This is a genomic window from Halomonas bluephagenesis, from assembly GCF_054790765.1.
Window position 1 is genome coordinate 1,326,243 of the sequence record NZ_CP133631.1, and the last position, 12,704, is coordinate 1,338,946.

Annotated in this window: 11 protein-coding genes; 6 read left to right on the forward strand and 5 right to left on the reverse strand. The window is 53.8% G+C overall.

Annotation, left to right across the window (positions count from 1 at the left end; genetic code table 11):
• Positions 1-41: 41 nt before the first annotated feature.
• From REH51_RS05845 to REH51_RS05855, 3 genes are read right to left on the reverse strand one after another with little or no spacing between them, the layout of a single operon-like run.
• Positions 42-677, reverse strand: a complete 636-nt coding sequence (locus tag REH51_RS05845) for a DUF1007 family protein (RefSeq protein WP_498937718.1) — start codon at positions 675-677, stop codon at positions 42-44.
• Between the two features lie 56 nt (positions 678-733).
• Positions 734-1,108 carry a hypothetical protein gene (locus REH51_RS05850; RefSeq protein WP_009724879.1) on the reverse strand — a complete coding sequence of 125 codons (375 nt, stop codon included), beginning with the start codon at positions 1,106-1,108 and terminating at the stop codon, positions 734-736.
• The gene (locus REH51_RS05855) at positions 1,105-1,674 is read right to left on the reverse strand and encodes a hypothetical protein (RefSeq protein WP_498937155.1); all 570 of its coding nucleotides are present in this window, start codon (positions 1,672-1,674) and stop codon (positions 1,105-1,107) included. Before REH51_RS05855 ends, REH51_RS05850 begins: the two co-directional genes overlap by 4 nt.
• Positions 1,675-1,837: 163 nt before the next feature.
• Between REH51_RS05855 and REH51_RS05860 the strand changes: the two genes are divergently transcribed.
• Complete coding sequence (locus REH51_RS05860; RefSeq protein WP_009724881.1) at positions 1,838-2,968, forward strand: glycerate kinase; 1,131 nt, start codon at positions 1,838-1,840, stop codon at positions 2,966-2,968.
• Positions 2,969-3,249: 281 nt separating this feature from the next.
• Entirely contained in the window at positions 3,250-3,726 is a 477-nt protein-coding gene (locus REH51_RS05865; protein ID WP_498937157.1) for a Dps family protein, read from the forward strand.
• 82 nt (positions 3,727-3,808) lie between these two features.
• Here REH51_RS05865 and REH51_RS05870 read toward each other — a convergent pair whose 3' ends face one another.
• A complete protein-coding gene (locus REH51_RS05870; protein WP_009724883.1) occupies positions 3,809-5,272 on the reverse strand; it encodes an aminoacyl-histidine dipeptidase in 1,464 nt (487 codons plus the stop codon).
• A 32-nt stretch (positions 5,273-5,304) separates the two neighbouring features.
• Positions 5,305-7,491, reverse strand: coding sequence for a tRNA(Met) cytidine acetyltransferase TmcA domain-containing protein (locus tag REH51_RS05875; RefSeq protein WP_009724884.1), 2,187 nt, complete (start codon positions 7,489-7,491; stop codon positions 5,305-5,307).
• Between the two features lie 332 nt (positions 7,492-7,823).
• On the opposite strand from REH51_RS05875, the gene dctP reads away from it, so the two are divergent.
• The 4 genes from dctP to REH51_RS05895 all read left to right on the forward strand — a co-directional run bounded on the left by dctP (position 7,824) and on the right by REH51_RS05895 (position 12,687).
• Positions 7,824-8,927, forward strand: coding sequence for a TRAP transporter substrate-binding protein DctP (dctP, locus tag REH51_RS05880; RefSeq protein ID WP_009724885.1), 1,104 nt, complete (start codon positions 7,824-7,826; stop codon positions 8,925-8,927).
• A 61-nt stretch (positions 8,928-8,988) separates the two neighbouring features.
• Positions 8,989-9,492, forward strand: coding sequence for a TRAP transporter small permease subunit (locus tag REH51_RS05885; protein WP_009724886.1), 504 nt, complete (start codon positions 8,989-8,991; stop codon positions 9,490-9,492).
• A complete protein-coding gene (locus REH51_RS05890) occupies positions 9,489-10,820 on the forward strand; it encodes a TRAP transporter large permease (protein ID WP_498937159.1) in 1,332 nt (443 codons plus the stop codon). The genes REH51_RS05885 and REH51_RS05890 overlap by 4 nt, the downstream gene beginning before the upstream one ends.
• Before the next feature lie 166 nt (positions 10,821-10,986).
• Positions 10,987-12,687, forward strand: a complete 1,701-nt coding sequence (locus REH51_RS05895; RefSeq protein WP_009724888.1) for an ABC transporter permease — start codon at positions 10,987-10,989, stop codon at positions 12,685-12,687.
• Positions 12,688-12,704 lie beyond the last annotated feature (17 nt).

The window sequence follows — 12,704 nt, forward strand, 5'->3', positions numbered from 1 at the left end:
TTATAAAGTAACACTTTATACACGACCTTCCAGGTTTTCCGCTAGTCGCATTTAACCCGCCCCGTTTCAGCAAAATGGCGGCCAAACCCTGGTTCGCCCGTTTCATCCACGTCCAGCAGCGCGGCTTGCATAACGAGTTCCGGATCGGGATCAGCAGGCAACACGCTTAAACGGCAGTCGGGCTCACCATTGAGAATCAGCGCCTGCTCAGAGGGTGCTCCGTCCTCTTCTTCGTGCACCACTTCAATATAGTAAGTTGGGTCAAAGACCTGATACTCCAGCATTCGCCCAGCCAATGGCTGAGGTGATGCCAACGGTAGAATAAACATAAATGTTAAACGGCCGTCACGCTCCAACGCAGTGTATTCAGACACCTCTCCCAGCGCTTGCGGTTCACCGTTCACACGCACCTCAGTAAAGTAGTGCTGCTGCGACAGGTTATCACGGATGTCACTGCCTAACTGATCAAGACCTTCTTGCAGATTACTGCCTTGAATCTGCTGCAACTCTTCAAACACCACCAAGCTGTAAAAAGGATCCATTCGCCACGTTTGATGCAGCCCTGTGGCTAACCCGTCGTCATCCGTTATCACCCGCACACTGAGATCGATCCAGCCATGTGGGTGAGCCATCACTGGGCTGCTGGTTAACGTGCCACAAACGCCTATTGCCAGCACTACCCAGTAACCGCGAAATTTATTCAGTAAGCTACCAAGCGGAGGTAATACGCCTATCACGGTAATTCTCCTAATTTATATTGCAGCTCAACCAGCCAGGGATCTAATACATACGGTGGCAGTGGCTGATTACCACGCAGAGCCGATAGGCTGACACGGCTGCCACCAGGCACCTCACTTACCTGCAGTTGCAAGCGATACTCTGGCCAACGGGCTAACGTTGCTTCTGCTCGCCCTAGGGCTAAATCAGCGTGCCGCACGACATAGCCTTGCTCCATCATTAACTCAATGGCTTCGCGGAACGTTTGCTCAGGGGAAGCGTTGTAACGCAGTTCTCGCGGCTCTAGCGGCTGCGTAGTGGCACAGCCTGCCAGCGTAATAATCACAAGTACTGCGGTGGCCGTTAAAAAACGCTTACGTAGTGATTTCATGCCGCCCTGGGGGTACCAGCCACTTGCTTAAATGCCGTTTGGAAGCGTTGACAAAAATCATCATTGCTAGCGCTGTAAGATTCACGCAGATCCCCTAAGTGGTCAAAGCGGCGAATATCTCGAGAAAGCCGAATATGGCCATCACGTGCCAGTAGCGACACCCGCTCTACCTCGACAGGTTGGTGGCGAAAACCACCGCCAAATCCTCTACCAACTCCCAAGCCAATGCTGGAACCACCACTCCCCAAACCGAAGCCACCAAATACCCGCGTGCTTCGCCCATAACCAAAGTCGTTATCGTAAGGGTCATAGTAGCCAATCAAATCACGCTGCCGACTAGCGGTCACCAGCCCCAAACCGGTGTCAGTCGTATCAAGTTGAAAGCCCCAGGCTTCCAACACTTCAATACTCTGTGTCAGCACCTCTAGGGGCGGTGCCGACTGGCCGGTGGAGAAGTAGCAGGCTGCCGAAGGGGCAGGCTCCGCTTGAGGAAGGCGCTCTGGCACTGCTTGGCAGCCTGTCAGTATTAACAAGCACGTCATGCTAATCGGTAGTATTGCCTTCATGAGTGATCCTCTCGCCCCGGTTACGGCTGGTGTGTCATCGATCGCCGCGCTAAGCTCGCCAGCAGCCATTCATTAAGATAAATGACAAAGAACTGCTCCAAAAAAACTATTCTCAAAAAACTATTCCCAACAATCTGTGACAACGCTTTAGAGAGGTTGTGCGATGAATGTTCTGCTTTGCCCCGATAGTTTTAAAGATGCTGTGAGTGCTGAACAAGCGGCAAACGCCATGGCCAATGGTATTCAGCGTGCTGCGCCAACCGCCACAATTCACCTTTGCCCGCTTGCGGATGGCGGCGAGGGGAGCTTGGACGCGCTTATTGCAGCCACCAACGCCGAACGCCGTCAACTAACGGTACAAGATGCCCTGGGGCGGCCGCGTCAAGCATCCTGGGGCTGGCTTAGCGAGCAGCGTACCGCGTTTATCGAATTGGCAGAAGCCAGCGGGTTGCAGCACCTAACCCCTGATCAGCGTAATGCCCTGCATACCACCACTTACGGTGTCGGAGAATTATTTCTTGCAGCGCTGGACGCTGGTGCCACGAAAGCACTGCTTTTTTTAGGTGGCAGCGCTACCAATGATGCAGGGGCAGGGATGCTCCAAGCACTGGGAGTAAAACTATTAGATCATAACGGCGACTCGCTTCCTCCCGGTGGTGCTGCGCTCCAACAGCTTGCAACGCTCGACCTTTCCACGCTCGACCCACGTTTAGACAGCTTAGAAGTTGAAGCTGCCGTGGATGTCGATAACCCACTGCTAGGATCGCGTGGGGCGAGTGCAGTCTTTGGCCCGCAAAAAGGAGCATCACCTGACGATGTCGCCACACTTGACCAAGCGATTGGTCATTTTGCCGAGCAGAGCGCCCAGGCATTGGGGCGCGATGAAAGAGAATTAGCAGGCGCAGGAGCTGCGGGCGGTATGGGATTTGCCGCTCGCAGCTTTCTTAACGCAACCCTTACGCCGGGCATTGAGATGATTATGCAGCAGGCCAAGCTACCCAACCTGCTTCCTGACGTTGACGTAGTAATTACCGGAGAAGGTCGCCTAGATGGTCAAAGCCTTTCGGGTAAAACGCCTATTGGCGTTGCTCGTGCGGCCAAACGCTACGGCAAGCCCGTCATTGTGCTGGCTGGCAGCCTGGGTGATGGATGGCAGGCCTGTCTAGAAGAAGGCGTTACCGCAGCGTTTGCCCTTGCCGATGGCCCGATGACACTTGAGGACGCTCTACCACGTACCGCTGAGCTACTCGCCGATCGCTGTGAGAGTATCGCAAGGCTTTGGCTAGCTCGGTAAGCGGGACAGCTAGCCGCTCTTGACGAAACGCCACCCCTTGAAAAACAGGATAGTCGCCTACATCTTTCTTACTAGACGCACACGCAGAGGCATATCAGTGCTGTACTCGTTGCGTAAGCGATGAGTCAGCCGTCGCCAGCTCACCGCCAAGGTCATGTTATGACGCTATTGCAGCGATGCAGAAAACTTGTTTTGCAACGTTCGCTAAGCGACTTAAGCTAAATCAAACGATTTGATGGCCGTACTGTTTCAGAGCGGTTCCAACCATGGAGGAGCACTATATGAGTGATACGAATAGCATTGGCTTACACGAAGGTAGCGCAAGCCAACTAGCTGAGAAACTTAATCACCTGCTGGCCAATTATCAGATCTTCTATATGAACGTTCGTGGCTACCACTGGAATGTCCGAGGTAGCGACTTCTTTGAGCTACATGCGAAATTTGAAGAATTCTATACAGACTTGCTCACCAAAGTAGACGAAGTGGCGGAGCGTATTTTGACGTTAGGCCACAAGCCCATTCATGCGTATAGCGATTATGTGAAAATTTCGCGTATTGAGGAAGATAAAGACGTTCATGATGGTCAAACCTGCGTGAAAGGCGTACTCACAGGTTACCAAACACTGATCGAATTACAGCGGGAACTGCTGGCAATTGCATCGGATGCTGACGATGAAGGCACCGCTGCTAAAGCCGGTGATTATATTCGCGAGCAGGAAAAAACCGTGTGGATGCTCAACGCTTACCTGAGCAAATAACGCGATGTTTACCTCGTTAATCTGAGGTAAGCACTATCAAAAACGGCACCATAGCGGTGCCGTTTTTTTTATGGCGATTTGTCTAACGAGAGTTCGCCAGCGTTTCGATGAAGTCGCGCAACATCTCCCAGAACTCGGCCACCGACTCAATTTCCACTCGCTCGTCTGGAGAATGCGCGCCACGAATCAGCGGGCCAAACGAAATCATGTCTAAATGCGGGTATTTGCTACCTAAGATGCCGCATTCAAGGCCTGCATGAATCACTTTAACCTCGGGTTCACGGCCCATTAAGGCGGCATGCCGGGCGTTAAAGGTAGCAAGCAACGGGCTTTGCGGATTGGGAACCCAACCTGGGTAGCCGTTCTCCACTTTCACTCTGGCGCCCATCAGGCCAAATAACGCCTGAAAGCGTCCCGCCATCGCATCAGTGGCACTGTCATGCAGTGAGCGCACCAACGCACAAAGATGGAAACGTCCGCTTTCCACGTTTAATACGCCCAAATTGTTCGAGGTTTCCACTACCCCCGGCACATCAGCACTCATGCGTTCGACCCCACAGGGTGCCGCATGCAGCGCAGCCAGCAGCATCGCACTGCCATCTCGGGTCAGAGGCTCAGCGTCAACCAGCTCCACACGCTCAGCTTTAAGCACCATATTGCTATCGCCACTGCCCAATTCGGCTTTCAGCGTATGGGCAAGCGTTTCAACCATCGCCAGCGCAGCGTCAACCTCATCAGCAGGCAGGGCAATTTGCGCAAACGCCTCGCGGGGGATGGCATTACGCAGCGTGCCACCATGGTAGCTAATTAACCGCGCATCAAAGGCTTCCAGTGCCCACAGAACGCGGACTAGCAAGCGATTCGCGTTGCCCAGGGGCTTATCAATATCCATCCCCGAGTGGCCGCCTTTAAGCCCCGTCAGCGCCAGCGAAATCACCTGCTCATTGTCTTGCATAGCCGTGATGGGAAGCTGTGCATTCACCACCACATCAGCGCCGCCCGCGCAGCCGATATACACTTGGCCGCGATCTTCGCTGTCTAAATTTAGCAGCAATGACCCTTCCAGCCAGTTCTCGGCGAGATTGAGCGCGCCCCCCATAGAGGTCTCTTCCTCTAGCGTAAACAGCGCTTCCAAGGGGCCGTGAGTAAGCTCAGGATCTTCTAGCACTGCCAGAATAGCGGCGACACCAAGGCCATTATCAGCACCTAGCGTGGTGCCATCAGCAAATAGCCAACCCTCTTTTTCATATGTCTGAATAGGGTCGCTGGTGAAATCATGGTCATGGCCTGCGTTAGCTTGCGCCACCATATCTAGATGGCCCTGCAGCACGATGCCTGGCGCGCTTTCACAGCCAGGCGTAGCTGGCTTACGAATGCGCAGATTGCCAAAGTCATCACGGTCGTGGGAAAGTCCCTGGGAATCAGCCCAGGCCTCCAACGTAGCCACCAGCGCAGCTTCATGACCAGAGGGACGTGGCGTATTACACAGTGTGCGAAAGTGCTGCCACACTAAACGTGGCGCGAGGGCTTCTAGATGTGCGTTCATGGAAACTCTTCATTATCGATAACCTGCTTACTTTACCCGCCTGAGCTACTGGGGAAAAGCGTGCGCTGCTCAATAATTTGCTGAGTCGCACGTCGAATCAGGCGCACCGTCTCACCATGCGCTTTCGCTAACGGTTGGTTTTGGAAGGCCCAGGCGATCAACTGCTGGTGTGCAATCTGCACGTCTTGCCCTAGCGGCCAGTGGCTAGCCTCTCTGGCCAGCGCCTGAAGCGCCGTCCTTGCCAACGCAGGGTCACGATGAGCGTAAGCTACATCTTCTATCGTTTGAACCTCAGCCGCGCTAAGCGCTAAACGAGGTATCGACGGCAGCAGTAACGCGACGATCGATGCTGGCAGTGCTGCTAACTCAAAAGCCAGTAGTGTTATCAACGAGACCGCAAATGAATCACGCAGCGATGCCAGCACTGCTTGCCCTTCGCTGGAAAGCGCACGCGCCACCATAATGGCATACTCGCCGGTAGCCGCTTCCCGAGTGATGCCTAAGCGAACAGGCACAAACCCAAGCGCCAGCCAAAAACGCAGCAGCGATGCTTCGGCACCAAAGGTAGCCCCGTACAGCGCCACGCCCTGCTGGTCAGCATTGGCTATATCGTCTTCTAACAACCGCCGCCCTAACCCTTCACGCCGCCGCTCTGGGTGAGCGGCAATGCGCGCTACCCGACGCCAGCGGGACGTTAACGCCTCACGGCTACCGCTGTGTGCTGCCAACGACTGGGCCAGCAGATGCCCTTGAGGGCGTCGCTCACCACGAGCCACTTGTTCAGCAAGTGCGGCATTAAAGCCGCCCTCTTCCCGAGTCACCAGGACGGCCTGGGGCTCTTCAGCTGCGATAATTGTGCGAATGGAGGTGCCAGGGCCATCCAGCAGTTGGCGTAAGTCGCTAGGCGTGGTGCGATAGTGGGACTGCACCAGCAAGCCGAACAGTTTCTCTAACAACTCAGGCTGCTTGGCTAACTGCGCCTGAGTAAGCGCTATAGAGGCGGTCTGACAGTAAGTACGGGCGTGTGCCTCGGGTAACGGAGCGTTGAGCAGTAGCAGCGTTTGAATAGTTGCTTCTAAGGGATCACCCGCTGACCAGCGAATAGGAGAATCTAGATGGAGCTCGCGCCACTGGGGTGCTTTTCGATTGAGCACCTCGCGAAAGCGCAGTGCAAAACCGCGCCCTGAACCTTCATAGCCATGTACGGTGGTTGCAAACGCGATACGAGGGAATGCAGCAAGCCACTGAGCTAACATTGCCGCAGGAATCGCCGCAGCCTCGTCGACAAGTAAATAGCTGCCGCTACCGCCGAGTGTTGCTTGGTGAACCTGCGCGTTTAGCGCATCAGGTGGAAGAAAACACAGCGAGCTACCACTCGGTAGTTGAAAGCGCGACGGGCTGAGCCGTTGGCCTTCTGGGCATAGCGCTACCACTCGCGCAAACAGGCTTTCCACTGAACTAAGTCGGGGTGCGGTCACCACCAATTGCGTAACGCTTTTTTGTAGCAGGCGGGCACAGGCAATCCCCAGCGCCGCGCTTTTACCTCGCCCACGGTCCGCAGTTATAACCAGTGGTCGGCGACGCTTTAGTCTCACTAGTGCATTCACCGCACGAGCTTGGTCGGCAGTCAGACAGTCGGCGTCGTCAACGGGAGTTGCACGCGAGTCTCGAACAGGCAGCCTAGGCAGCGCAAGCCTGCTACCCACCTGCCAATGAACAATAGTGCTCTCACCCGTAAGCAGCGATGCCAAACGTTCAAGGTAGTGGGCGCTCAGTGATTCCCAACACCAGGGGTGATCGGTAAAGCGGGCATAATCAGGATCAGGCTGTTCGCCCCAGTTGTCTGGCGTGATGACCACCAAGAACCCACCCGCGCTCACGGTACCCGCTAATGCGCCCAGGGCATCTGGGTCTAATCCCTGGCTACCACTGGCGTCTACGACGATTAGCTGATGTTCCGCCCCTAGCCGTGTGCGAGCTTTACGGGCTGGTAAACACGGCGCCACCGGCGTCTCATGCTCAGCCCCCACCCACAGCGGCGCCTGCCACATTCGCGCTTCCCATAACCGTTGCGCCTGTTGGCGAGCCTTATCGGTCGGCCCATATAGCCATACCAGCGCCCGCCAGCGGCGACGCTGCAAGCGGGTGGCATGGTGCCCCAAGGCCGATGCTTGCTTAATGACAGCGTTAGGTTTGTCAACGCGACAGCCTGCTCGCATAGCGTCTCCTGAGAATGTCTTTTACTTACAACTTTGGTTGTAGAATAACGTGTTTTTCAACGGTTTTAGAACTAACCATATGGTTAAAAAAATGACTAAAAAATATACAAACAATTGTTTTCAATGACCTTAATTTAAAAAAAAAGCTTCGTTTATGACGTTAAATTCCTTGAGTTACTGATATTGCGCTGCAGCGGGTGGAGTGTGCTAGCTTAGCGATGCAGCCTAGCGGTATTTACTTTACGTAAACGTAAGCCATGCTCGCTGCACTTTCCTGCTTTCAGGTAATGAACACTAATAACGCCAACCGCCAAAGTACCAGGAAACATACAATGAAAAAGATGACTAAATTCGCACTAACCAGCCTCGCCGCTGGTGTCGCTTTCGCCGCACTCACCTCTACCGCCCAAGCGCAAGAACAGTGGACAATGACCACTACCTGGCCCGAGAACCTTGACCTGATTAAGATTGATCAGCACTGGGCAGACCTTGTAAACCAACTCGCAGGTGACGAAGTACAAATTAACTTCCGGGCAGGTGGCACGTTAATGCCTGGCACTGAAGTGTTCGACGCTACCGAAACCGGTGCCATCCAAGCTTCTGGCGATTGGCCAGGCTACTGGGCAGGTTTAAACCCGGCATTCTCTCCACTGGCCACCACTACCAGCCTGTTTAACGGCGTGGATTACTTGAACTGGATTCAACAATGGGGCGGTTTTGAGCTCTATCAAGAAATCTATGGCCAATACAACATGGTGTATTTGCCTTACGGTATCACCAATAACGAATCTGGCTTCATGGGTCGCACGCCGATTGAAAGCCTCGCCGACCTTGAAGGCAAGCGCTTACGTCTATCGGGTCGTGACCAGGGCCGAGTACTTGAAGAGCTAGGGGGCTCCCAGGTTACATTGGCGGGTGGCGAAGTGTATCAGGCGATTGAGCGCGGCGTGATCGACGCAGGTGAATTCTCTACCCCAGGTGTTGATTTTAACGCAGGTTTTGCTGAAGTTGCTGATTACTGGGCGACGCCTGGCTGGCACCAGTCGGCGAGCGTTTTCGGCGTTATGATCAACAAAGATTCTTGGGACGCTCTGTCTGAAGAGACTCAGGCGAAGCTAAGAACTGCCGCCGAAGCCACCATGGCATGGTCACTCTCGTGGTCGGAGCGTGAATCCACCGATGCCACACGCAAGTTTATTGATGCAGGGGTCACCATTAACCAGTTCTCCGAGGAAGACCTGGCGCGCATTCAGGAAATCACCAACGAGGTGATCGTTCGCGGTGCTTGTGAACACCCGGATCATGCAAAAGTATATCACTCCATGATTACCTACCTAGAAGACTATGCGGCATGGCGTGATGTTACCGCGCCATTCAACATGAGCCGCACTATGGATAACCTGCCCTCACTGGAAGAGATCGAAGCCTGCCTATAAGGCGTTTAAGTGCCGCCCCAGCGCTGCTGGGGCGGTTGGTGCTTAGCTGCGGAGACCTTCCATGAATGCGATTGCCAAGGCGATCGATGCAATTAACGAGCTGCTGGGCCGCATCATCGCACCGTTAATTGCCATCATTACTCTTATAGTGCTTTACGACATCGTGTCGCGCTTCTTCTTTGGCCGCCCTAGCGACTGGGCATTTGATGTCACCAAAATGTTGTTTGGCGCCCACTTTATGCTGATGGCCGCCTATGGATTACGCCACCATGCCCATGTGGAAGTCGACGTTATTAAACGCCTGCTATCACGTAAAAAGCAGGCCGTACTAGACCTGCTCGGCTACTTGATCTTCTTTGTGCCTTTCATTTGGCTGTTATTGACTTACGGATGGCGTTTTTTTGAGCGCTCGTTCAGTCGTGGCGAAACGACCTACGGCATGGTCTCAATCCCTGTGTATCCGGTGAAAGGCGTTATCGTAGTCGCTGCAGTGCTTATTCTGTTGCAGGCGGTTGCTATCGTTCTGCGCGCCATTATGCAACTGCGTGAGGAGAAATCCGCATGAGTGCAGAACTACTGACGCTGGTGATGTTTGGCGGACTTTTAGTTGGCCTGTTTATGGGTCATCCGCTTGCTTTTGTATTGGGTGGCATGGCAGTCATCGGTGCTTATTTAGGGCCTGGCATTAACACCCTGGGTATCATCATTAACAACGTCTATGGCAACGCTATGGACAACTACGTACTAGTGGCTATACCACTGTTTATTCTGATGGCGCGCTTCCTTAACGACTCAGGCGTCACCGAAAAAATGTTTGATGCCATGCGGTTGCTGCTGGCGAACCTCCGCGGTGGATTAGCGCTTACCGTGGTTGTTGTATCTGTCTTACTTGCAGCTACCACCGGTATTGTCGGCGCGTCTATTGCCGTTATGGGTATGATTGCCCTAGTGCCGATGCTGAAATATGGCTATAACAAAGAGTTGAGCGCAGGCGTCATCATGGCCAGCGGCTGCTTGGGCATTTTAATTCCCCCCAGCATTATGTTGATTTTGATGGCGAGCTACTCGCCGGTCTCGGTGGGCGCACTCTTTGCTGGTGCATTAGTACCCGGCCTGATGTTGGGGATGATGTATGCCCTCTACGTGCTGGTGATCTGCTGGCTCAAACCTAGCTACGGCCCTAAAGTACCGGCAGAAGAGCGCGCTGAAGTCAGCACAAAACAACTTCTGATCATGCTGGGCAAGTATGTTGTTCCGCCAATGTCGTTAATTCTCGGCGTACTGGGGGCACTGTTTACCGGAGTAGCACCGGCCACTGAAGCATCTGCTATTGGTGTGTTTATCGCCTTCCTGCTTTTTTTGATCTTCGGCGACCGCAAGCTATCAACCTGTTACAACACGCTGATTGAAGCTGGCAAAACCACAACGATGGTCATGTTAGTGCTTGTCGGGGCGACGGCGTTTACCGGGGTATTCTCGATTGGCGGTGGAATGACCGTAATCAGCGACTTCGTGCTAGCGGTTCCAGGCGGTACTGTCGGTGCCCTGCTACTAATGTTGTTCCTGGTATTTATCCTCGGAATGTTCCTCGATTGGACCGGCATTGTGCTGCTTAGCTTCCCTATTATGCTGCCAATTATCTCGCAGATGGGCGTGGACATACTGTGGTTCGTCGTCATGGTGGCGGTAGTACTGCAAACCTCCTTCTTAACGCCGCCCTTTGGCTATGCGCTGTTCTATCTGAAAGGAGTGGCGCCACCGGGGGTCGAGATTGTTGATTTATATAAAGCCGTCGTGCCATTTGTGGCCATTATCATTTTCGCCTGCATACTGATGGCGCTTTTCCCCAGCTTGATTACGGGACTACCAAGTTTGATGGTGGGCTATCAGTGACACCTATCCGCTGACGCTAAACGCACGACTTCCCCCCGCATTGCGGGGGGATTTTTTTGATAGCCGCAATGTTGGCTGCAGCAGCCTAACGCAAGTGATACTATTTGCAGCTGCTATTTTTTCGCATTGACGAGCCAAGCTGCCCCTCATCCAAGGAGACAACGACGTGTCTACGCCAGCTCGCCGCTCACCATCGGCCCTGCTTTCAGGTTTTGCCTCACGCCTTTCGCTGTCGCTTAACCCTTGGTCAATCGCCCTGTTTTTGATTGCCCTCGTTGTCGCGCTTCCTATTATTGTGGTTCTTAGCCATATTTTTGTGCCGACGGAAGGCGTTTGGCAGCACCTTGCAAGCACCGTGTTACCACGTTATCTCTCTAATACGTTCTGGCTGGTGCTATGGGTAGGCATTGGCACTCTGATTGTGGGGGCTGGGACCGCGTGGCTGGTCGTTATGTGCCGCTTCCCTGGCAAGCGCATATTTGAATGGGCACTGCTGTTACCCCTGGCAGTACCGACTTATGTCATTGCCTACGCCTATACGGACTTTTTCCAAGTAGCAGGACCGCTACAAAGCATGTTGCGCGAATGGCTTGACTGGCGAGTGGGCGATTACTACTTCCCCAATGTGCGCTCTTTAGGCGGCGCGGCAACCCTAATCACTTTTGTGCTTTACCCGTATGTGTACCTGCTAGCCCGAGCGTCATTCCTCGAGCAGTCAGTATGTGTATTAGATGTTGGCCGTACCCTGGGGCGTGGCCCCTGGCGCTTATTTGCTAGCGTGGCGCTACCGCTCGCCCGCCCGGCGTTAGTCGGCGGCGTTTCACTGGTACTAATGGAGACGCTTAACGAATTTGGCGCGGTGCAGTTTTTTGGTGTAGATACGTTTACCACGGGTATCTATCGCACATGGTTTGGCTTAGGAGAACCCGTAGCGGCTGCTCAGCTAGCAGCCTGCCTACTGACCTTCGTCATTGTATTGGTTCTTCTAGAACGCTATTCGCGGGGTAAACGGCGCTACTTCCATACCACTAACCGCTATCAGCAATTACCGGAATATCAGCTGCGGGGCTGGCATGCACTCGGCGCTACCCTGGCGTGTTTGCTTCCCATTGTTATTGGCTTTTTACTACCCAGCGGCATTTTGCTCAATATGGCCATTAAAACGGGCGATAGCCTTTTCGGCACGCGGTTTATTGGCTTTGCCATGAATAGCTTGAGCCTTGCGACCGTTGCCGCTTTAATCGCGGTAGGGCTAGCCGTACTACTGAGCTACGGGGTTAGGCTCAACAATTCACCAAGCGCACGATTTTTCACACGTATCGCCGCGATGGGATATGCCATTCCTGGCTCGGTAGTTGCCGTAGGTATCCTGATTCCATTTGCCTGGCTGGATAACTCGCTGAACATGTGGCTACACGAACACTATGGCAAAATCATCGGACTGGTATTTAGCGGCTCAGCGTTTATCTTAATTTACGCCTATGTCGTGCGCTTTTTAGCTGTTTCATTTAATGCGGTAGAAGCAAGCCTTGGCAAGGTCACGCCCAGCATGGATGCCGCCTCCCGCACCTTGGGCCAAACCGCAGGTGGTACGTTACGTCGTATACATACGCCGCTGATGCGTAGCAGTCTGTTAGCAGCAGGGATTTTGGTATTTGTCGATGTAATGAAAGAGTTGCCCGCCACGATCATATTGCGCCCCTTCAACTTCGACACTCTGGCAGTGCGCGCTCACAGCCTCGCCTCAGATGAACGACTAGCAGAAGCATCAACAGCCTCTTTGACGATTGTGGTGGTTGGCATCTTACCCGTGATTTTACTCAGCTTGGCGATGCGCCGGGCGCGCCCCGGTAGCCAGGCTGAGTAGTTGAAGCGAACCGTCAT

Coding starts and splice junctions, on each gene's coding strand:
- REH51_RS05865 (WP_498937157.1), top strand. CDS start 3,250: ATGAGTGATACGAATAGCATTGGCTTACACGAAGGTAGCGCAAGCCAA.
- REH51_RS05855 (WP_498937155.1), bottom strand. CDS start 1,674: ATGAAGGCAATACTACCGATTAGCATGACGTGCTTGTTAATACTGACA.
- REH51_RS05885 (WP_009724886.1), top strand. CDS start 8,989: ATGAATGCGATTGCCAAGGCGATCGATGCAATTAACGAGCTGCTGGGC.
- REH51_RS05850 (WP_009724879.1), bottom strand. CDS start 1,108: ATGAAATCACTACGTAAGCGTTTTTTAACGGCCACCGCAGTACTTGTG.
- dctP (WP_009724885.1), top strand. CDS start 7,824: ATGAAAAAGATGACTAAATTCGCACTAACCAGCCTCGCCGCTGGTGTC.
- REH51_RS05890 (WP_498937159.1), top strand. CDS start 9,489: ATGAGTGCAGAACTACTGACGCTGGTGATGTTTGGCGGACTTTTAGTT.
- REH51_RS05875 (WP_009724884.1), bottom strand. CDS start 7,491: ATGCGAGCAGGCTGTCGCGTTGACAAACCTAACGCTGTCATTAAGCAA.
- REH51_RS05860 (WP_009724881.1), top strand. CDS start 1,838: ATGAATGTTCTGCTTTGCCCCGATAGTTTTAAAGATGCTGTGAGTGCT.
- REH51_RS05870 (WP_009724883.1), bottom strand. CDS start 5,272: ATGAACGCACATCTAGAAGCCCTCGCGCCACGTTTAGTGTGGCAGCAC.